The organism is Streptomyces ferrugineus (assembly GCF_015160855.1).
Classification (GTDB): domain Bacteria; phylum Actinomycetota; class Actinomycetes; order Streptomycetales; family Streptomycetaceae; genus Streptomyces; species Streptomyces ferrugineus.
The window spans coordinates 2,925,140-2,945,072 of record NZ_CP063373.1 but is presented as its reverse complement, the minus strand read 5'-3'; the positions used below and the strand labels follow the sequence as shown (position 1 = coordinate 2,945,072).

The following is a 19,933-nucleotide window of genomic DNA, read 5'->3' as shown; positions in this document are numbered from 1 at the left end:
GTGCGAGGCACCCTGTCACCCACGCGAGTGCAACGCCTAATGAGGCGCGCCCCGCCATCCGGAGACCGGCAGCGCGAACTTCGCCACCAGCCGGTCCGTGAACGAGGCGTGATGCAACCGAGCCAGTCGCACCGGCACGGCCCCCCGCCGCACCTCGACCCGCGCCCCCGGCGGCAGCTCGATGGTCCGCCGCCCGTCACACCACAGCACCCCCGGCGGGATGTGCGGCAGCACCTCCACCGCCAGCACGGAGTCCGGCGACGTCACCAACGGCTTGGCGAACAACGCATGCGCGCTGATCGGCACCATCAGCAGCGCCTCGACCTCGGGCCACACCACGGGCCCGCCCGCGGAGAAGGCGTAGGCCGTGGACCCGGTGGGGGTGGACAGCACGATCCCGTCGCACCCGAACCCGGTCACCGGGCGCCCGTCGATCTCCAGCACGACCTCGAGGAGCTTCTCGGCCCCGGCCTTCTGCACGGCCGCCTCGTTCAGCGCCCAGTCCGTGTGCACGATGTCGCCGTTCTGATGCACGACGACATCGACGGTCATCCGCTCCTCGACCTCGTACGCCTTGGTCACGACCCGGTCGACGACCTTGTCGAGATCGTCCCGCTCGGCCTCCGCGAGGAACCCGACCCGCCCGAGGTTCACGCCCAGCATCGGCACCCCGGACGCCCGGGCGAACTCGGCGCCCCTCAGCAGCGTGCCGTCGCCGCCCAGCACGATGAGCAGTTCGCACCCGTCGAGGCACTGCGGCGTCGCCTCCTTGACGAGTTTCACCTCGTCAGGCAGCGGCAGGTCCTCGGCCTCCGCCTCCAGCACCCGCACGCCGATCCCCGACCGCAGCAGTCCCTTGACCACCAGCTCGGCGCTGCGAATCGCCGCCGGCCGCCCCGTGTGGGCGAGGAGAAAAACAGTACGAGCTCGGTTCTGCATCAACGCGGCCCCTCCGCCACTGCACGGTCAACGTCGGCCGGGTCCAGGGCGGGCGCCCCGGCGCACAGCCACAGAAAGTACTCGACATTCCCGGAGGGTCCGGGCAACGGACTCGCCGTGACCCCCTTCACTCCGAGCCCGAGTTCCCACGCCTTCTCGGCAACACCGCGCACGGCCTCCGCCCGCAGTTGCGGACTCCGTACGACTCCCCCACTGCCCAGCCGTTCCTTCCCCACCTCGAACTGCGGCTTGACCATCATCACCAGATCGGCGTCCGGCTTCACGCACCGCACCAGGGCGGGCAGCACCAGTCCGAGCGGGATGAACGACAGATCCCCCACGACAAGATCCACTGGTTCCCCATCGATCGCTTCGAGCGTCAACTCGCGTACGTTCGTACGGTCCTTGACGGTGACGCGTTCATCGCTTTGGAGACTCCAGGCGAGTTGTCCGTATCCGACGTCGACGGCGACGACATGGGCGGCTCCCGACCGCAGCAGCACATCGGTGAAACCCCCGGTGGAGGCGCCAGCGTCCAGCGCCCGCCGCCCTTCCACCGCGAGCCCCTGAGGCACGAACACCTCCAGCGCGCCGGCGAGCTTGTGCCCGCCCCGCGAGACGTACTCAGGATCGCTGTCGTCGGCCTGGACGACGATCGCCGCCGCCGTCTCCACCTGTGTGGCGGGTTTGGTCGCGACGGTCTTGCCGACGGTGACCCGCCCGGCGGCGATCAGCTGGCTGGCGTGCTCACGCGAGCGCGCGAGCTTCCGGCGGACCAGCTCCGCGTCGAGACGGCGGCGTGCGACTCCTGCCACGTTCGGTTCAGCTCCTGTGTTGTCCGTACGACGGTGAGGGCGCCGGGGGTCCCGGGCGGGCGTCGAGCGCGGTCAGCGTGTCGCGCAGCCCCCGGTGTACATCCTCGTACACCTCGAGGTGCCCGTCGGTGGCGAGGTGGTCGGTGTCCCCGAGCCGCTCGAGCTGGGCGTCGACCTCGGCGTTGCCGGTGGGCGTGCGGGGGACGTTCAGCGGGGCGGGGGCGGCCGGGTCGTACTCGGGTTCGACCACGGCTTCGGCCTGTGCCTCCGCCTGCTCCTGCGGGACCGCCGGGATCTCCGTCTCCGGAACCGTGTCGCTCATGCCCAGACGCTACCCCGAACCGCTGGGGTACCGTCGATCGCGATGGCCACGATCGAGGAGTGCCGCGCCGCACTCGAAAAGCTCTCGGACAGCATGCAGCACGCCGAAGGGGACGTCCGCACGGCCGCTGCCCTGGACCGCTCGGTGAGCTGCCACATCACCGACCTGGACGTCACGTTCGCCGGCCGCATGGCGGGCGGCCGGATCCAGGTCCACGACACCCTCCAGGGCCCGCCCCGCGAGAAGGCTCAGATCAGACTGAGCATGACCGGCGACGACCTGGTCGCCCTGGTCGACGGCGAGCTGCACTTCGCCAAGGCCTGGGGCTCGGGCCGGGTGAAGCTGCACGCGGGCGTGCGCGACCTGCTGCTGCTCAGGAAGCTTCTGTAGCCGCCACCTTCTCGGCCTCTCCGCGCGCCTTGCGCGCGGCCGGCACCACCAGCGGCGTCCCCGTCTCCGGGTCGTCGATGACCTGGCACCGCAGCCCGAAGACCTCCTCGACCAGCTCGGCCGTGACGATGTCGTTGGGCGCGCCCTCGGCGATGACCGCCCCGCCGCGCAGGGCGATGAGGTGGGTGGCGTAGCGGGCGGCGTGGTTGAGGTCGTGCAGCACGGCGACCAGCGTGCGCCCCTGCTCCTCGTGCAACTGGGCGCACAGGTCGAGGACGTCGATCTGGTGCTGGATGTCGAGGTAGGTCGTCGGCTCGTCGAGCAGCAGCAGCGGCGTCTGCTGGGCGAGCGCCATCGCGATCCACACGCGCTGGCGCTGACCGCCGGACAGTTCGTCGACATAGCGATCCGCGAGTTCGGCGACCCCGGTCTGCTCCATCGACTCCTGGACGACCCGCTCGTCCTCGGTCGACCACTGGCGCAGGATCCCCTGGTGCGGATACCGGCCGCGGCCCACCAGGTCGGCGACGGTGATCCCGTCCGGCGCGATCGACGACTGCGGCAGCAGCCCCAGCGTGCGCGCGACCTTCTTCGCCGGCATCGACTGGATGACCTGCCCGTCCAGCAGGACCCGGCCCTGGCTGGGCTTGAGCATCCGGGACAGCGCCCGCAGCAGCGTGGACTTGCCGCACGCGTTGGGGCCGACGATCACGGTGAAGGAGTTGTCGGGTATCTCCACCGACAACTGCTCGGCGATGACCCGCTGGTCGTAGGCGAGGGTGACGGTGTCGGCGGACAGGCGGTTCACGGTGCTCCTTCGGTGGTTCGGCCCACTGCTGTTCTTGTCGGTGCTGCCGGCGCTCATATCCGGCCCGCCTTGCGCTCGGTGACCAGCAGCCAGAGCAGGTACACGCCGCCGAGCACGCCCGTGACCACGCCGACGGGCATCTGGTCGGCGCCGAAGACCCGCTGGGAGGTCCAGTCGGCGGTGACCAGCAGGGCGGCGCCCATGCACAGGGAGGGCAGCAGATTCGGCCCGGGTGAGCGGGTCAGGCGCCGGGCGAGCTGCGGGGCGGTGAGCGCCACGAAGCTGACGGGGCCGGCGGCCGCGGTGGCGGCCGCGGTGAGCAGCACGGCGGCCAGCATCAGCAGCAGTCGTACGCGTTCGACACGCACTCCGAGGGCGTAGGAGACGTCGTCGCCCATCTCCATCATCCGCAGCGCTCGCGCATTGCCGAGGACGAGCGGTACGAGGACGGCGCACACTGCGAGCAGCGGCCAGACCTGGGCCCAGTCACGGCCGCTGAGGGAGCCGGTCATCCACACCACCGCGCGGGCCGCGTCGACCAGATCGGCCTTGGTCAGCAGATAGCCGTTGACCGCCGTCATGATCGCGGACATGCCGATACCGACCAGGACCAGCCGATATCCGTGCACGCCCCGCTTCCAGGCGAGCAGATAGATGGCGAGACCGGTCCCGAGTCCGCCGAGCAGCGCGCCGACGGTGACCTGTCCGGCGTTCCCGGAGAACAGCACGATCACCACGAGCGCCCCGGTCGTGGCCCCCTGTCCGAGACCGAGGATGTCCGGGCTGCCCAGCGGGTTGCGGGACAGCGCCTGGAACAGCGCGCCGCCGAGGCCGAGCGAGGCCCCGACCAGGAGCCCGACCAGCACCCGCGGCAGCCGCAGTTCGTTGACGATGAACTCCTGCCCGGCGTTGCCGTCCCCCAACAGCGTCTTCAGTACGTCGCCGGCCCCCATCGGGAAGTCGCCGGTGCCGATCAGTACGACGCTCGCGGTGAGCGCGGCCAGCACCAGCAGGACGACGACGGTCAGCGCCCGCACGTCCAGGCGGACGGAGAGCCCGCCCGGCGTGCGCACGGCACGGTTGGCGCGGGTGGCGCGGGGTGCGCGGGGGGTCTTCGCCGCGCTCCGCACGGCGGTGTCCGCTTCGCTCTTCACTGCGGTCCTCACAGCTGGGCCGTCCTCCGCCGTCGTACGAGAAAGATGAAGACCGGTCCGCCGAGGATCGCGGTGACGATGCCGACCTGGAGCTCGGAGGGCCGGGCCACGAGCCGGCCCAGCACATCGGCGCCGAGCAGCAGCACGGGCGACAGAACGGCCGCGTACGGCAGGATCCAGCGCAGGTCGGGGCCGGTGAAGGAGCGCACGACGTGCGGCACCATCAGGCCGACGAACACGATCGGCCCGCACGCGGCGGTCGCGGCGCCGCACAGCACGGTGGCGGCGAGCATCGACAGCACCCGGGTGCGGTTGAGGTTGGCGCCGAGGGCCCTGGCGGTGTCGTCGCCCATCTCCATGGCGTTCAGCGGCCGGGCGAGGGCGAGGGCGAGGACCATGCCGACGACCAGGAACGGCAGCACCTGCCTGATGGTCGCGTCCGTCGCCGAGGTCAGCGAGCCGACCGTCCAGAAGCGCATCCTGTTCAGCGCCGCGTCGTTCGAGATCATCACGGCCTGGAGATAGCCGTAGAGCGCGGCGCTGATCGCCGTACCGGCCAGCGCGAGCCGGACCGGAGTGGCGCCGCGGCTGCCGCCGAGGAACCAGACCATCGCCCCGACCGCGGCAGCGCCGAGGAAGGCGAACCAGACATAGCCGCTGAGGCTGGTGACGCCGAAGAAGGTGATGGCGGTGACGACCGCGGCGGACGCGCCCGCGTTGATGCCGAGCAGCCCGGGATCGGCGAGCGGATTGCGGGTGAGCGCCTGGAGCACGGCTCCGGCGAGACCGAGGGCGGCGCCGGCGAGCAGGCCGAGGACGGTGCGCGAGATCCGGTCGTCGACCACGACGTCGCCGTAGGTCCCGGAACTCTGGAACAGCCCGTGCCAGACCTCGCCGACCGAGAGCTGTTTCGCCCCGATCGCGATGCTCGCCAACACGACGACCAGCAGAATCAGGACAGAGACGAGCAGCCCAACGGCACGTGTCGCCCGTCGGGTTGGGGGCGCGGACTCGGACTCCGCGCGCTGTTCGGGAGGACTGTCGACCAACACGCAGTTAGGTTAGCCTACCCTCCCATTCGGCCACGATTCCGCTGGGTGCCCTCCCTCACTCCGGCGCCGTGCGACGGCTCACAACCCCAGCCGCGCAAGCGCCTTTCCCGCGTCCAGCCCGCACGAGCCGTCCCCGGCCGCCGTCCAGGCCGCCGCGCACAGCGCCCGCAGCCCGTCCAAGGCCTCGCCCTCACCGTCGAGTTCCAGCCGCTCCACCTTCGCCGTCGCCGTCCAGCCACCGCACCGGAAGCCGTCCCCGGCCACGGTGACCTCCGGCTGCCCGGTGAGCAGCCCCCGCAGATCCGCGTCGACATACGTCGGCCGGTGCTGCGGCGGCGCGGCCAGCAGCTGGGCGCCGTCGGTCACTCCGGTCAGCACCAGCAGCGAATCGACGTCCCCGTTGAACGCGCCCTCGATGTCCGTGTCCAGCCGGTCCCCGACCACCAGCGGCCGCTCGGCACCGGTCCGCAGGATCGTCTCCCGGTGCATGGGGGGCAATGGCTTGCCCGCCACCTGCGGCTCCGCGCCGGTCGCTATCCGCACGACCTCCACCGCCGCGCCGTTGCCCGGCCCGATCCCGCGCGCGCCGGGGATCGTCAGGTCGGTGTTGGACGCGAACCAGGGCACCCCGCGCGCGATGGCGTAACAGGCCTCCGCGAACCGCCCCCACGGCAGCTCGGGCCCGCCGTACCCCTGCACGACCGCCGCCGGATCGTCGTCCGCCGACTCCACCGGCTCAAGCCCGCGCTCCCGCAGCGCGACCCGCAGCCCCTCGCCCCCGATCACCAGTACCCGGGAGCCGGCCGGTATCCGCTCACTGATCAGCCGCGCGACCGCCTGCGCCGACGTGATCACGTCGTCCGCGCCCGTGGGTATGCCCAGCGCCGTCAGATGCGCGGCCACCACGTCCGGCGTCCGCAGCGCGTTGTTCGTGACATAGGCGAGATGCATCCCGCCCGCCCGCGCCGCCGCGAGCGAATCGACGGCATGCCCGATCGCGTACCCACCCGCGTACACCACACCGTCGAGGTCGAGCAGCGCCGTGTCGTACGCCTCGCTCAGGGCCTGCCCGCTTCCCGCGGGCCTCGTCCTGACGCTCTGGCTCATTCCGCATCGCTCCTCGTTCGACGGCTTTCCCCCGATCATCCCCCATGCCACCGACACCCGTACGATGCCGGGATGAACTCAGCAGGTCACCCGGAAGCAACGGCGCGCCGAGGCCTCGAACTCACCCCGTTCAGAGGGCTTCGTTACGACCCCGACCGGGTCGGCAGCCTGGCGGCCGTGACGTCACCGCCGTACGACGTAGTGGTCCGCCCCGACGGCCTGCTCCATCTCGAGTCGGCCGACCCGCACAACATCGTCCGCCTGATCCTCCCCCAGGCCGCCACCCCCGACGCCCGCAACGAACAGGCGGCGAAGACCCTGGGCCGCTGGCTGTCCGACGGCGTACTGACCGCCGACCCCGAGCCCTGCCTGTACGTCTACGAGCAGCGCGACGGCGAGGGCATGCTGCAGCGCGGCGTCATCGGCGCCCTGCGCCTGTCGGAGCCGTCGGAGGGCCTGGTCCTGCCGCACGAGGACGTCATGCCGCATGTGGTCGCCGACAGAGCGGCCCTGATGCGCGCCACCTCCGCGAACCTGGAGCCCCTGCTCCTGACGTACCGCGGCAACGGCTCGGCGGCCGACACGACCGCCGTGATCGAGCGCACGGTCGCACGCCCACCCCTCCTCTCGACCACCACGGAGGACGGATTCAGCCACCGCCTGTGGTCGATCGACGATCCCGCCGAGCTGGCCCGCGTCCAGTCCGACCTGACCCGCCACCAGGCCCTGATCGCCGACGGCCACCACCGCTGGGCGACCTATCTCCGGCTGCGCGCGGAGCACGGCTCACCCAGCCCCTGGGACTACGGCCTGGTCCTCCTGGTCGACACGGCCCGCTATCCCCTGCGCGTCCGCGCGATCCACCGCCTCCTGCACGACCTGCCGGTGCCGGACGCCCTGGCCGCCCTCGACGGCCTCTTCCGCGTACGACGCCTCAAAGTGCCGCTGGCCGAGGCCCTGGAGACGCTCGCCGACGCGACCTGCTCCGGCAACGCCTACCTTCTCGCCGGCGACGGCGCCTTCCACCTCGTCGACCAGCCGGACGAGGCCCTCCTCACCCGCACCGTCCCCGCGGACCGACCGGCCGCCTGGCGCACCCTGGACGCCACGGTCCTGCACGCCACGCTCCTCGCCCACGTCTGGCACATCCCCGAGGACGACCCGGCCCGCATCGCCTACATCCACGACACGGCCGCCACCGTCACCAAGGCGGAACGCGACGGCGGTACGGCCGTCCTGATGCACCCCGTCCGCGAGGACGTCGTACGCGACCTGGCCCGCCAGGGCGTCACGATGCCCCGCAAGTCGACGTCGTTCGGCCCGAAGCCGGCCTCGGGCCTGGTCCTGCGCGCACTGGACCTCTAGAACGCCGAAGGGGCGGGACCCCTGCCCGGGATCCCGCCCCTCACATCACGCGCCACTCACTCCTTGTCGCCGTCCTCGGCGTCGGCCGGAGCCTGCTCGCCGGCGTCCACGCCGTCCTCGTTCTCGTCCTCGTCAAGAGCGTCGACGAACTCGACACCGTCCAGCTCCGCGAGCCGGTCGGAGGCATCCGTGCTGCCGTCCTTGTCGGCCTCGACGGCCTTCGCGAACCACTCCCGCGCCTCACCCTGCCGCCCGGCGGCCAGCAGCGCGTCCGCGTACGCGTACCGCAGCCGCGCGGTCCACGGCTGTACGGCGTTGGAGGCCAGCTCGGGGCTCTGCAGCGTCACGATGGCCGCGTCGAGCTGCCCCATGTCACGCCGGGCGCCGGCCGCGACGAGCCGCATCTCCACCTGCCCGGCCTTGTCGAGCTTGTGCACCTCGGGCGCCCCGGCCATGTCCAGCGCCTTCTCCGGCCGCCCGAGCCCACGCTCACAGTCGGCCATCACCGGCCACAGCTCCACGCCACCGGTCATCCGCCGCGCCGCCCGGAACTCGGCCAGCGCCTCCGCGTACTTCTGGTTGGCGTAAGCGGCGAACCCCGCCGCCTCGCGTACGGCCGCGACCCGCGACGCCAGTCGCAGCGCCACCTTGGAGTAGCCGTAGGCACCCTCGGGGTCCTCGTCGATGAGCCGCGCGACCATCACCAGGTTCTTGGCGACATCCTCCGCGAGCGTCTTCGGCAGGCTCTGCAGCTCCTGCCGTACGTCCTTGTCGATCTCGTCACCCGTGACGTCCTCGGGGATCGGCAGCCGCTTGATCGGCTCGCGGTCCCCACGGTCCCGATCCCGATCCCGCTCATCACGGAACCGGCCACCACCGCGCCGGTCATCACGCCGGTCGTCGCGCCCACGGAACCCACCGGGACGCCCACCGCGGTCGTCCCGACGGGGCCCACGTCCGCCACGGTCGTCCCGCCCACGGAACCCACCGCGGTCACCACGGCTGTCGTCACGCCGGAACCCACCACGGTCGTGATCGCGCCGATCATCGCGCCGGTCGTCCCGCCTGAACCCGCGGTCCCGGTCGCCCCGGTCACCGCGCTCACCGCGGTCATCCCGACGGAAGCCACGGTCCCGGTCGCGGTCACGGTCATCCCGACGGAAGCCGCCACGGTCACTGTCGCGCCGGACATCGCGTCGATCGTCACGGCGGTCATCGCGGCGGTCATCGCGCCGGTCGTCCCTACGGAACCCACGGTCCCGGTCATCGCCCCGACGGTCGTCGCGCCGACCGTAGCCACCGCGATGGTCGTCACGCCGGCCGTATCCGCCGCGGTCGTCGTCCCGACGCTCTCCGCGGTCGTCACGCCGGTAGGACGGCCGGTCGCCGTCACGCCGGAAGCCGCGCTCGCGATCCCGGTCGTCGCGACGCGGCCCACCCGGCCGGTCGTCCCGACGGAACGAGGGACGGGGCCCACGGTCACTGTCACGTCGGTCGTCACGTCGGTCGTCACGCCGGTCGTCACGCCGGTCATCACGCCGGTCATCACGTCGGTCGTCACGTCGATCATCGCGCCGGCCGTACCCGCCACGGCTGTCGTCACGCCGGAAACGACCACGGTCACCGCCACGGTCGCTGTCCCGCCGGTCGTTGTCCCGCCGGAAGCCGCCGCGGTCCCCTCGGTAACCGCCTCGGTCACCCCTGTTGCCGCGGTCACCACTGTCCCGTCGCCGCTGGTCGCGCTCCGGTCGGTCGTCGGGAGAGTTGGTGGACATCGGTGACTCCTGTCTTCGGTACCGCAAGCATTGTAAAAACAAAAGGACCCCTGGCCCCAGCTGAACGCTGGTGACCAGGGGTCCCCCAAAGATTGTTCGGCGGCGTCCTACTCTCCCACAGGGTCCCCCCTGCAGTACCATCGGCGCTGTAAGGCTTAGCTTCCGGGTTCGGAATGTAACCGGGCGTTTCCCTCACGCTATAACCACCGAAACCCTAATGGTTTCGAGCGAACAAGCACACTCTTCTGTTGTCTGTTCTACTCAAAGCCGACAACGGTCGTTGTCTCAGAACCAACACAGTGGACGCGAGCCTCTATGGACAAGCCCTCGGCCTATTAGTACCGGTCACCTCCACACCTCACGGTGCTTCCAGATCCGGCCTATCAACCCAGTCGTCTACTGGGAGCCTTACCCTCTTATAGAGGTGGGAGTCCTCATCTCGAAGCAGGCTTCCCGCTTAGATGCTTTCAGCGGTTATCCCTCCCGAACGTAGCCAACCAGCCATGCCCTTGGCAGAACAACTGGCACACCAGAGGTTCGTCCGTCCCGGTCCTCTCGTACTAGGGACAGCCCTTCTCAAGACTCCTACGCGCACAGCGGATAGGGACCGAACTGTCTCACGACGTTCTAAACCCAGCTCGCGTACCGCTTTAATGGGCGAACAGCCCAACCCTTGGGACCGACTCCAGCCCCAGGATGCGACGAGCCGACATCGAGGTGCCAAACCATCCCGTCGATATGGACTCTTGGGGAAGATCAGCCTGTTATCCCCGGGGTACCTTTTATCCGTTGAGCGACGGCGCTTCCACAAGCCACCGCCGGATCACTAGTCCCGACTTTCGTCCCTGCTCGACCCGTCGGTCTCACAGTCAAGCTCCCTTGTGCACTTACACTCAACACCTGATTGCCAACCAGGCTGAGGGAACCTTTGGGCGCCTCCGTTACCCTTTAGGAGGCAACCGCCCCAGTTAAACTACCCATCAGACACTGTCCCTGATCCGGATCACGGACCCAGGTTAGACATCCAGCACGACCAGACTGGTATTTCAACGACGACTCCACACGAACTGGCGTCCGCATTTCAAAGTCTCCCAGCTATCCTACACAAGCCGAACCGAACACCAATATCAAACTGTAGTAAAGGTCCCGGGGTCTTTCCGTCCTGCTGCGCGAAACGAGCATCTTTACTCGTAGTGCAATTTCACCGGGCCTATGGTTGAGACAGTCGAGAAGTCGTTACGCCATTCGTGCAGGTCGGAACTTACCCGACAAGGAATTTCGCTACCTTAGGATGGTTATAGTTACCACCGCCGTTTACTGGCGCTTAAGTTCTCAGCTTCGCCTGGACGAATCCAAGCTAACCGGTCCCCTTAACGTTCCAGCACCGGGCAGGCGTCAGTCCGTATACATCGCCTTACGGCTTCGCACGGACCTGTGTTTTTAGTAAACAGTCGCTTCTCGCTGGTCTCTGCGGCCACCCCCAGCTCACACTGCAAGAGTGATCACCAGGCGTGGCCCCCCTTCTCCCGAAGTTACGGGGGCATTTTGCCGAGTTCCTTAACCATAGTTCACCCGAACGCCTCGGTATTCTCTACCTGACCACCTGAGTCGGTTTAGGGTACGGGCCGCCATGAAACTCGCTAGAGGCTTTTCTCGACAGCATAGGATCATCCACTTCACCACAATCGGCTCGGCATCAGGTCTCAGACTACGTGCCAGGCGGATTTACCTACCTGACGTCCTACACCCTTACCCCGGGACAACCACCGCCCGGGATGGACTACCTTCCTGCGTCACCCCATCACTCACCTACTAACCGCTTGGTCCGGCGGCTCCACCACTCCCCTCAACTCCGAAGAGATCAGGGCGGCTTCACGGCCTTAGCATCACGATGCTCGATGTTTGACGCTTCACAGCGGGTACCGGAATATCAACCGGTTATCCATCGACTACGCCTGTCGGCCTCGCCTTAGGTCCCGACTTACCCTGGGCAGATCAGCTTGACCCAGGAACCCTTAGTCAATCGGCGCACACGTTTCTCACGTGTGAATCGCTACTCATGCCTGCATTCTCACTCGTCAACCGTCCACAACTCGCTTACGCGGCTGCTTCACCCGGCAGACGACGCTCCCCTACCCATCACGATCCCCGTTGGGGGTTGATATCGCAATGACACGACTTCGGCGGTACGCTTGAGCCCCGCTACATTGTCGGCGCGGAATCACTTGACCAGTGAGCTATTACGCACTCTTTCAAGGGTGGCTGCTTCTAAGCCAACCTCCTGGTTGTCTCTGCGACTCCACATCCTTTCCCACTTAGCGTACGCTTAGGGGCCTTAGTCGATGCTCTGGGCTGTTTCCCTCTCGACCATGGAGCTTATCCCCCACAGTCTCACTGCCGCGCTCTCACTTACCGGCATTCGGAGTTTGGCTAAGGTCAGTAACCCGGTAGGGCCCATCGCCTATCCAGTGCTCTACCTCCGGCAAGAAACACACGACGCTGCACCTAAATGCATTTCGGGGAGAACCAGCTATCACGGAGTTTGATTGGCCTTTCACCCCTAACCACAGGTCATCCCCCAGGTTTTCAACCCTGGTGGGTTCGGTCCTCCACGAAGTCTTACCTCCGCTTCAACCTGCCCATGGCTAGATCACTCCGCTTCGGGTCTTGAGCGCGCTACTAAAACGCCCTGTTCGGACTCGCTTTCGCTACGGCTTCCCCACACGGGTTAACCTCGCAACACACCGCAAACTCGCAGGCTCATTCTTCAAAAGGCACGCAGTCACGAGAATGTGCAAGCACATTCCGACGCTCCCACGGCTTGTAGGCACACGGTTTCAGGTACTATTTCACTCCCCTCCCGGGGTACTTTTCACCATTCCCTCACGGTACTATCCGCTATCGGTCACCAGGGAATATTTAGGCTTAGCGGGTGGTCCCGCCAGATTCACACGGGATTTCTCGGGCCCCGTGCTACTTGGGTGTCTCTCAAACGAGCCGCTGACGTTTCGACTACGGGGGTCTTACCCTCTACGCCGGACCTTTCGCATGTCCTTCGCCTACATCAACGGTTTCTGACTCGCCCTACGGCCGGCAGACCGTAGAAGAGAGATCCCACAACCCCCACGACGCAACCCCTGCCGGGTCTCACACGTCGTAGGTTTGGCCTCATCCGGTTTCGCTCGCCACTACTCCCGGAATCACGGTTGTTTTCTCTTCCTGCGGGTACTGAGATGTTTCACTTCCCCGCGTTCCCTCCACACTGCCTATGAGTTCAGCAGCGGGTGACAGCCCATGACGACTGCCGGGTTTCCCCATTCGGACACCCCCGGATCAAAGCCTGGTTGACGACTCCCCGGGGCCTATCGCGGCCTCCCACGTCCTTCATCGGTTCCTGGTGCCAAGGCATCCACCGTGCGCCCTTAAAAACTTGGCCACAGATGCTCGCGTCCACTGTGCAGTTCTCAAACAACAACCAGTCGCCCGTCAACTACCCGGACTCCGGCTCCCGAGGGTTCATTCCCTCAGACACCCAACAGCGTGCCCGACACCCTCGCCTCTCCATCTCGCGTTCCACGCCGAAGCAGTACTAGCGACCAGAGCAGGTCAAGTGTGCCGAGTAGTCAACGTTCCACCCATGAGCTGACCACCGCAGGACATTCGCCTGCGTAGTGGCTCTGGACCACCAAGCAAGCTTGGCGGCCAGGTGCTCCTTAGAAAGGAGGTGATCCAGCCGCACCTTCCGGTACGGCTACCTTGTTACGACTTCGTCCCAATCGCCAGTCCCACCTTCGACAGCTCCCTCCCACGAGGGGTTGGGCCACCGGCTTCGGGTGTTACCGACTTTCGTGACGTGACGGGCGGTGTGTACAAGGCCCGGGAACGTATTCACCGCAGCAATGCTGATCTGCGATTACTAGCGACTCCGACTTCATGGGGTCGAGTTGCAGACCCCAATCCGAACTGAGACCGGCTTTTTGAGATTCGCTCCACCTCGCGGTATCGCAGCTCATTGTACCGGCCATTGTAGCACGTGTGCAGCCCAAGACATAAGGGGCATGATGACTTGACGTCGTCCCCACCTTCCTCCGAGTTGACCCCGGCGGTCTCCCGTGAGTCCCCAGCACCACAAGGGCCTGCTGGCAACACGGGACAAGGGTTGCGCTCGTTGCGGGACTTAACCCAACATCTCACGACACGAGCTGACGACAGCCATGCACCACCTGTACACCGACCACAAGGGGGCGACCGTCTCCGGCCGTTTCCGGTGTATGTCAAGCCTTGGTAAGGTTCTTCGCGTTGCGTCGAATTAAGCCACATGCTCCGCCGCTTGTGCGGGCCCCCGTCAATTCCTTTGAGTTTTAGCCTTGCGGCCGTACTCCCCAGGCGGGGCACTTAATGCGTTAGCTGCGGCACGGACAACGTGGAATGTTGCCCACACCTAGTGCCCACCGTTTACGGCGTGGACTACCAGGGTATCTAATCCTGTTCGCTCCCCACGCTTTCGCTCCTCAGCGTCAGTATCGGCCCAGAGATCCGCCTTCGCCACCGGTGTTCCTCCTGATATCTGCGCATTTCACCGCTACACCAGGAATTCCGATCTCCCCTACCGAACTCTAGCCTGCCCGTATCGACTGCAGACCCGGGGTTAAGCCCCGGGCTTTCACAACCGACGCGACAAGCCGCCTACGAGCTCTTTACGCCCAATAATTCCGGACAACGCTTGCGCCCTACGTATTACCGCGGCTGCTGGCACGTAGTTAGCCGGCGCTTCTTCTGCAGGTACCGTCACTTGCGCTTCTTCCCTGCTGAAAGAGGTTTACAACCCGAAGGCCGTCATCCCTCACGCGGCGTCGCTGCATCAGGCTTTCGCCCATTGTGCAATATTCCCCACTGCTGCCTCCCGTAGGAGTCTGGGCCGTGTCTCAGTCCCAGTGTGGCCGGTCGCCCTCTCAGGCCGGCTACCCGTCGTCGCCTTGGTGAGCCGTTACCTCACCAACAAGCTGATAGGCCGCGGGCTCATCCTGCACCGCCGGAGCTTTACAGCCCCCACCATGCGATGGAGGCTCATATCCGGTATTAGACCCCGTTTCCAGGGCTTGTCCCAGAGTGCAGGGCAGATTGCCCACGTGTTACTCACCCGTTCGCCACTAATCCCCGGCCGAAACCGGTTCATCGTTCGACTTGCATGTGTTAAGCACGCCGCCAGCGTTCGTCCTGAGCCAGGATCAAACTCTCCGTGAATGCTTTTCACGGGAGCGGAACAGCCGGAGGAATGATCCGGCCGTTCACAGCGTCCTCGCTGTGTGTTTCAAAGGAACCTCGCCACCGGGAACAATCCCAGTGTCGGGGTATCAACATATCTGGCGTTGACTTTTGGCACGCTGTTGAGTTCTCAAGGAACGGACGCTTCCTTTGTACTCACCCTCTCGGGCTTTCCTCCGGGCTTCCCTTCGGTCTTGCGTTTCCGACTCTATCAGATCCTTTCGGGCCTGATTCCCAGTCAGCGGGAGTTGCCTTGGGCTCTGGGCTTTCGCCCGTTGGCCTTTCGACATTCACTACGTTAGCCGATTCCCCCGCCCGATTCATAATCGGGTTCCGCGGATTCGAATTCGGGCATGCGGGCACACCAGAATCGACCCCGCTGAGGGGTTCTCGTAGGTAGTGGGTTGGCCGCTCCGGCTGCTGACTTACGCAGTACCCGGTTCAGCGGCTCGGGCTACGTTACGCCCCTCGCATACGTGAGTCAACTTCGGCGGCGCTTGGGGACATGGGCCCGATAGGGGCTGACCGTCGGGTCGTTGGCGATCCAGAAGCGCCAGGGGTGGATGTCGCCGTTGCCGCCGTCGCCTGCCACGCCGGTTCGTGGGCCGTTGAGTACCTGGTCGGAGGGAACGGGCGTGCCAGTGAGCATCCGCAGCGGGGTCTCGGCGGAGGTGCACGCGTCCGTGCCGTCCAGGGCGCGGTCCACGCCCAGGGCCGTGGCCAGGCGTGCCGGGCCTTTGGCCAGTTCCTTGTCGTTGCGGGCCGAGAGTCGACGTTTGCGGGCGAGCTCGGCGCCCTCGACGATCTCGCCGGCGCGCAGCAGGACCGCACATGCCTGGCCGTCGGGGCCGCACACCAGGTTCATGCAGTGCCACATGCCGTAGGTGAAGTAGACGTAGACGCGTCCGGGGGGACCGAACATCACGTCGTTGCGGGGGGTGCGGCCGCGATACGCGTGGGAGCCGGGGTCGTTCGGGCCGTCGTAGGCCTCGACCTCTGTCAGGCGGAGGGTGATCGGACCGTCCGGGGTGGTGCGTACGAGGAGGCGGCCGAGGAGGTCGGGGGCGACCTCCAGGACGGGGCGGTCGAAGAAGTCCCGGGGCAGGGGCGTACGGTCGGGGGTCGCGATCATGCCGTCCGAGGGTAGTGCAGACGGGTGGTCGCGACGGGGTGGTCAGGGGGCCTGCACCTTGCCAGGGTGGGGGCGCGGAACCGGCCACGGCCGGATCGCGTTTGTAGGGATCAGGGATCCACTCTGAGAAGAGGAGAGTCATGGCGTTCAAGAAGCTGCTCGCGAGCCTGGGGGCCGGCGGTGCTTCGGTCGAGACGGTGCTGACGGAGGTCAACGTCGTCCCGGGCGGTGTCGTCCAGGGTGAGGTGCGGATTCAGGGCGGGTCCGTGAACCAGGACATCGAGGGCCTGGCCGTCGGGCTCCAGGCGCGCGTCGAGGTCGAGAGCCAGGACTCGGAGTACAAGCAGGACATCGAGTTCACGAAGCAGCAGCTCGGTGGCGCCTTCGAGCTGCAGTCCGGGGCGGTGCACGCGGTGCCGTTCGGGCTGGAGATCCCGTGGGAGACGCCGGTCACGATGATCGACGGTCAGGCGCTGCGCGGCATGAACATCGGTGTGACGACGGAGCTGGCGATCGCGCGGGCCGTGGACTCCACCGACCTGGACCCGATCAACGTGCACCCGCTGCCCGCGCAGAAGGCGATCCTCGACGCCTTCATCCAGCTGGGGTTCCGTTTCAAGAACGCCGACATGGAGCGCGGCCACATCCGCGGTACGCGGCAGAAGCTGCCGTTCTACCAGGAGATCGAGTTCTTCCCGCCGCAGCAGTACCGCGGGATCAACCAGGTCGAGCTGAGCTTCGTCGCGGATCAGAACGCGATGGACGTCGTCCTCGAGATGGACAAGAAGCCGGGGCTGTTCAGCGAGGGCAGTGACACCTTCCGGTCGTTCCAGGTGGGTCTGAACGACTTCCATGGGACCGACTGGGCGGCGTATCTCAACCAGTGGCTGTCCGAGGTCGGCAGCAAGCGCAACTGGTTCTAGGCTCGGAACTGCTGATTCCACTGTTCCCACAGGAGGTATCGAAGTGACCGAGCTGAAGAGGCGGCCGCTGCCGCACGACTTCCATCCGTCCGTTCCGTCCTTCACGGTCGCGAGCGAGGACGTCGAGCATGGCGGAACCCTCAAGGACGCTCAGGTCTACGCGGCCGGCAACACCTCGCCGCAGCTGCGCTGGGAGGGTTTCCCGGCTGAGACCAAGAGCTTCGCCGTGACCTGCTACGACCCGGACGCCCCTACGGGCAGCGGGTTCTGGCACTGGGTCGTCTTCGACATCCCGGCCTCGGTGACCGAGCTGCCGGCGGGTGCGGGCAGCGGCAAGTTCGAGGGGCTGCCGGAGGGTGCCGTACAGGCGCGCAACGACTACGGGTCGAAGGACTTCGGTGGTGCCGCGCCGCCGCCCGGGGACGGGCCGCACCGCTATGTGTTCACGGTGTACGCCGTGGACCAGGAGAATCTCGGTCCGGGCTCGGATGCCAGCCCGGCCGTCGTCGGGTTCAATCTGCGGTTCCACGCGATCGCGCGTGCGCATGTGATCGCCGAGTACGAGGTGCCTGCCGAAGCCTGACGTTCATGGAACGTTTGCCCGCCCCTGGTCATGGAAGTGATCGGGGGCGGGCATTTTTTATTTCGTTGTCCATCTCGGCGTGCCCGGCCAGAGTTGATCCCAGCCCGCCAGGGGGTGGGCAGGTGCGCACGGGAGGTGGGCTGCAATGCGGGACACGCTGGTACTGAACGCGAGCTTCGAGCCGCTGTCGACGGTGACGTTGAATCGAGCGGTCGTTCTGGTGCTTCAGGACAAGGCCGTCGTCGAGCAGGCCCACCCCGAACTGCGTATGCGGGGAGCCGCGGTGGACATACCCGCGCCCCGGGTGATCAGGCTGTGCAGGTATGTGAGGGTGCCGTTCCGAAGACAAGCGCCGTGGTCGAGGCGGGGTGTTCTGGTGCGGGACCGGCACCGGTGCGCGTACTGCGGTCGCAGGGCCTCGACGGTGGACCATGTGGTGCCGCGGTCGCAGGGTGGGCAGGACACCTGGCTGAACACGGTGGCGTCGTGTGCGGAGGACAATCACCGCAAGGCCGACCGGACGCCTGAGCAGGCGGGTATGCCGTTGCTTCGGGAGCCGTTCGAGCCGACGCCCGCTGATGCGATGTTGCTGGGGTTGGGGGCCGACGAGTTTGCGGCTCTGCCGGATTGGCTGGCACTGGATGCCGCGTGACGAGGGCACTTGGGCCCGCCTTCCGAGGAAGGCGGGCCCATTGTCGTAGCACTACGCACCGCGTGGAACTGACTTCATGTCAGTCGATTGCCGGCTTCTCTCGGCGTTCCGCTCCCGTGCCGCCGTTGCCCGCTGCTCCCGAACCTCCGCCCAGGCCGCCCAGGTTGCCCATCGCGCCGGAGAGGCCCTTGAGGGCGTCGCCGATTTCGCTGGGGACGATCCAGAGTTTGTTGGCGTCGCCCTCGGCGATCTTCGGGAGCATCTGGAGGTACTGGTAGGACAGGAGCTTCTGGTCGGGGTCGCCGGCGTGGATGGCTTCGAAGACCGTGCGGACCGCCTGGGCCTCGCCTTCCGCGCGCAGGGCGGCCGCCTTGGCCTCACCTTCGGCGCGCAGGATCTGGGACTGCTTCTCGCCCTCTGCGGTGAGGATGGCGGCCTGGCGCGTACCTTCGGCGGTGAGGATCGCGGCGCGCTTGTCGCGGTCGGCGCGCATCTGCTTCTCCATCGAGTCCTGGATGGAGGTGGGCGGTTCGATGGCCTTGAGCTCGACGCGGTTGACACGGATGCCCCACTTGCCGGTCGCCTCGTCGAGGACGCCGCGCAGGGCCGCGTTGATCTCCTCGCGGGAGGTCAGGGTGCGCTCCAGGTCCATGCCGCCGATGATGTTGCGGAGCGTGGTGACCGTGAGCTGCTCGATCGCCTGGATGTAGCTGGCGACCTCGTAGGTGGCGGCGCGGGCGTCGGTCACCTGGTAGTAGATGACGGTGTCGATGTTCACGACCAGGTTGTCCTGGGTGATCACCGGCTGCGGCGGGAACGGCACGACCTGTTCCCGCAGGTCGATGCGGTTGCGGATGGTGTCGATGAACGGGACCACGATGTTGAGGCCCGCGTTGAGTGTCCGCGTGTAGCGGCCGAAGCGCTCGACGATGGCGGCGCTCGCCTGTGGGATGACCTGGATCGTCTTGATCAGGGCGATGAAGACCAACACCACCAGAATGATCAGGACGATGATGACCGGTTCCATCGTCGTTTCCCCGTACCCCTTCTCCGCTGCGGCAACTTCGGCAGATCTTATGGTTGTTGAAGATCTTGCTGGTCGAGTCTGACAGACCGTCGCGTGGCCTGTGGCGCGTTCGCGCCAGTTACGTCGTGCGAGGTCACATGACGATCGCCGTGGCCCCCTCGATGTCCACGACGTCCACTTCCTGGCCTACTTCGTAGGCGCGGTCGGTGTCGAGGGCGCGTGCCGACCAGATCTCTCCGGCGAGCTTGATCCGGCCGCCGGAGGCGTCGACCCGCTCCAGTACGACGGCCTGTTTGCCCTTCAGGGCCTCGATGCCGGTGGCGTGTTGGGGCTGTGCGCGATGCCGGTTCGCGATGGGCCGTACGACGGCGATGAGTGCGGTCGAGACGACGACGAAGACCACGACCTGGATGACGACGCCACCGCCGAAGATGCCGGTGACCAGGGCGGCCGCCACGGCGCCCACCGCCAGCATGCCGAGTTCGGGCATCGCGGTGATCACGAGCCCGATGCCGAGCGCTGCCGCTCCGATCAACCACCAAACCCACGCGTCGATTTCCACATGGTCATGGTATGACCGCGGGCCCTGTCGCCGACAGGGCGCCGATCGTTCGAAGGGTCCTT

The 19,933-nt window shown here is 66.9% G+C and carries 17 protein-coding genes and 3 rRNA genes; 5 read left to right on the top strand and 15 right to left on the bottom strand.

Translation table 11 applies throughout. The features are described 5' to 3' along the window. Window positions 1-36 precede the first annotated feature (36 nt). The 3 genes from IM697_RS13455 to IM697_RS13445 are packed head-to-tail and all read right to left on the bottom strand — an operon-like array spanning window position 37 to window position 2,076. Window positions 37-942 carry an NAD kinase gene (locus IM697_RS13455; RefSeq protein ID WP_194047893.1) on the bottom strand — a complete coding sequence of 302 codons (906 nt, stop codon included), beginning with the start codon at window positions 940-942 and terminating at the stop codon, window positions 37-39. After that, window positions 939-1,754: a TlyA family RNA methyltransferase gene (locus tag IM697_RS13450; RefSeq protein WP_194047891.1), complete on the bottom strand. Its 816-nt coding sequence runs from the start codon at window positions 1,752-1,754 to the stop codon at window positions 939-941. The genes IM697_RS13455 and IM697_RS13450 overlap by 4 nt, the downstream gene beginning before the upstream one ends. 7 nt (window positions 1,755-1,761) lie before the next feature. Then, window positions 1,762-2,076, bottom strand: a complete 315-nt coding sequence (locus IM697_RS13445; RefSeq protein WP_194047889.1) for a hypothetical protein — start codon at window positions 2,074-2,076, stop codon at window positions 1,762-1,764. A 42-nt stretch (window positions 2,077-2,118) separates the two neighbouring features. Here IM697_RS13445 and IM697_RS13440 point away from each other — a divergent pair, with 42 nt between their 5' ends. Further along, a complete protein-coding gene (locus IM697_RS13440) occupies window positions 2,119-2,466 on the top strand; it encodes an SCP2 sterol-binding domain-containing protein (RefSeq protein ID WP_194047887.1) in 348 nt (115 codons plus the stop codon). On the opposite strand, the gene IM697_RS13435 is transcribed toward IM697_RS13440, so the two are convergent. From IM697_RS13435 to IM697_RS13420, 4 genes are all read right to left on the bottom strand, one after another. Continuing rightward, window positions 2,450-3,331, bottom strand: a complete 882-nt coding sequence (locus IM697_RS13435; protein WP_194047885.1) for an ABC transporter ATP-binding protein — start codon at window positions 3,329-3,331, stop codon at window positions 2,450-2,452. The two genes, IM697_RS13440 and IM697_RS13435, sit on opposite strands and share 17 nt — an antisense overlap. Beyond that, window positions 3,328-4,404: a FecCD family ABC transporter permease gene (locus tag IM697_RS13430; protein WP_194049698.1), complete on the bottom strand. Its 1,077-nt coding sequence runs from the start codon at window positions 4,402-4,404 to the stop codon at window positions 3,328-3,330. The genes IM697_RS13435 and IM697_RS13430 overlap by 4 nt, the downstream gene beginning before the upstream one ends. A gap of 32 nt (window positions 4,405-4,436) precedes the next feature. Then, the gene (locus IM697_RS13425; RefSeq protein WP_194047883.1) at window positions 4,437-5,480 is read right to left on the bottom strand and encodes a FecCD family ABC transporter permease; all 1,044 of its coding nucleotides are present in this window, start codon (window positions 5,478-5,480) and stop codon (window positions 4,437-4,439) included. 78 nt (window positions 5,481-5,558) lie between these two features. Further along, window positions 5,559-6,587 carry an HAD hydrolase-like protein gene (locus IM697_RS13420; protein WP_194047881.1) on the bottom strand — a complete coding sequence of 343 codons (1,029 nt, stop codon included), beginning with the start codon at window positions 6,585-6,587 and terminating at the stop codon, window positions 5,559-5,561. Between the two features lie 72 nt (window positions 6,588-6,659). Here IM697_RS13420 and IM697_RS13415 point away from each other — a divergent pair, with 72 nt between their 5' ends. After that, window positions 6,660-7,952: a DUF1015 domain-containing protein gene (locus IM697_RS13415; RefSeq protein WP_194047879.1), complete on the top strand. Its 1,293-nt coding sequence runs from the start codon at window positions 6,660-6,662 to the stop codon at window positions 7,950-7,952. Window positions 7,953-8,008: 56 nt separating this feature from the next. Here the strand turns inward: IM697_RS13415 and IM697_RS13410 are convergent, their stop codons facing one another. The 6 genes from IM697_RS13410 to IM697_RS13385 form a co-directional block, all read right to left on the bottom strand. Further along, on the bottom strand, window positions 8,009-8,761 hold the full coding sequence (locus IM697_RS13410; protein WP_194049696.1) for a hypothetical protein: 753 nt from the start codon (window positions 8,759-8,761) through the stop codon (window positions 8,009-8,011). Beyond that, complete coding sequence (locus tag IM697_RS13405) at window positions 8,653-9,672, bottom strand: hypothetical protein (RefSeq protein ID WP_228044939.1); 1,020 nt, start codon at window positions 9,670-9,672, stop codon at window positions 8,653-8,655. Before IM697_RS13405 ends, IM697_RS13410 begins: the two co-directional genes overlap by 109 nt. 149 nt (window positions 9,673-9,821) lie before the next feature. Then, window positions 9,822-9,938 (bottom strand): 5S ribosomal RNA (rrf, locus tag IM697_RS13400). A gap of 104 nt (window positions 9,939-10,042) precedes the next feature. Beyond that, window positions 10,043-13,163 (bottom strand): 23S ribosomal RNA (locus tag IM697_RS13395). Window positions 13,164-13,444: 281 nt separating this feature from the next. Next, window positions 13,445-14,971: ribosomal RNA gene (locus tag IM697_RS13390) — 16S ribosomal RNA — on the bottom strand. Together the 16S, 23S and 5S rRNA genes form the textbook arrangement of a ribosomal RNA operon. A gap of 502 nt (window positions 14,972-15,473) precedes the next feature. Further along, a complete protein-coding gene (locus tag IM697_RS13385; RefSeq protein ID WP_194047877.1) occupies window positions 15,474-16,124 on the bottom strand; it encodes a DNA-3-methyladenine glycosylase in 651 nt (216 codons plus the stop codon). Window positions 16,125-16,264: 140 nt separating this feature from the next. On the opposite strand from IM697_RS13385, the gene IM697_RS13380 reads away from it, so the two are divergent. The 3 genes from IM697_RS13380 to IM697_RS13370 all read left to right on the top strand — a co-directional run bounded on the left by IM697_RS13380 (window position 16,265) and on the right by IM697_RS13370 (window position 18,282). Beyond that, entirely contained in the window at window positions 16,265-17,047 is a 783-nt protein-coding gene (locus IM697_RS13380) for a sporulation protein (protein WP_194047875.1), read from the top strand. A gap of 43 nt (window positions 17,048-17,090) precedes the next feature. Further along, a complete protein-coding gene (locus tag IM697_RS13375; protein ID WP_194047873.1) occupies window positions 17,091-17,630 on the top strand; it encodes a YbhB/YbcL family Raf kinase inhibitor-like protein in 540 nt (179 codons plus the stop codon). Window positions 17,631-17,775: 145 nt separating this feature from the next. After that, window positions 17,776-18,282, top strand: coding sequence for an HNH endonuclease (locus tag IM697_RS13370; RefSeq protein ID WP_194047870.1), 507 nt, complete (start codon window positions 17,776-17,778; stop codon window positions 18,280-18,282). Between the two features lie 79 nt (window positions 18,283-18,361). Here the strand turns inward: IM697_RS13370 and IM697_RS13365 are convergent, their stop codons facing one another. Together IM697_RS13365 and IM697_RS13360 are read right to left on the bottom strand one after the other, a co-directional pair. Next, window positions 18,362-19,309: an SPFH domain-containing protein gene (locus IM697_RS13365; protein ID WP_194047868.1), complete on the bottom strand. Its 948-nt coding sequence runs from the start codon at window positions 19,307-19,309 to the stop codon at window positions 18,362-18,364. 133 nt (window positions 19,310-19,442) lie between these two features. Then, complete coding sequence (locus IM697_RS13360; RefSeq protein ID WP_194047866.1) at window positions 19,443-19,871, bottom strand: NfeD family protein; 429 nt, start codon at window positions 19,869-19,871, stop codon at window positions 19,443-19,445. Window positions 19,872-19,933 lie beyond the last annotated feature (62 nt).

What these genes read in the sequence shown, in the direction of transcription:
- IM697_RS13445 (WP_194047889.1), bottom strand. Translation starts at nt 2,076, where the DNA reads ATGAGCGACACGGTTCCGGAGACGGAGATCCCGGCGGTCCCGCAGGAG.
- IM697_RS13440 (WP_194047887.1), top strand. Translation starts at nt 2,119, where the DNA reads ATGGCCACGATCGAGGAGTGCCGCGCCGCACTCGAAAAGCTCTCGGAC.
- IM697_RS13435 (WP_194047885.1), bottom strand. Translation starts at nt 3,331, where the DNA reads ATGAGCGCCGGCAGCACCGACAAGAACAGCAGTGGGCCGAACCACCGA.
- IM697_RS13420 (WP_194047881.1), bottom strand. Translation starts at nt 6,587, where the DNA reads ATGAGCCAGAGCGTCAGGACGAGGCCCGCGGGAAGCGGGCAGGCCCTG.
- IM697_RS13415 (WP_194047879.1), top strand. Translation starts at nt 6,660, where the DNA reads ATGAACTCAGCAGGTCACCCGGAAGCAACGGCGCGCCGAGGCCTCGAA.
- IM697_RS13385 (WP_194047877.1), bottom strand. Translation starts at nt 16,124, where the DNA reads ATGATCGCGACCCCCGACCGTACGCCCCTGCCCCGGGACTTCTTCGAC.
- IM697_RS13380 (WP_194047875.1), top strand. Translation starts at nt 16,265, where the DNA reads ATGGCGTTCAAGAAGCTGCTCGCGAGCCTGGGGGCCGGCGGTGCTTCG.
- IM697_RS13370 (WP_194047870.1), top strand. Translation starts at nt 17,776, where the DNA reads ATGCGGGACACGCTGGTACTGAACGCGAGCTTCGAGCCGCTGTCGACG.
- IM697_RS13365 (WP_194047868.1), bottom strand. Translation starts at nt 19,309, where the DNA reads ATGGAACCGGTCATCATCGTCCTGATCATTCTGGTGGTGTTGGTCTTC.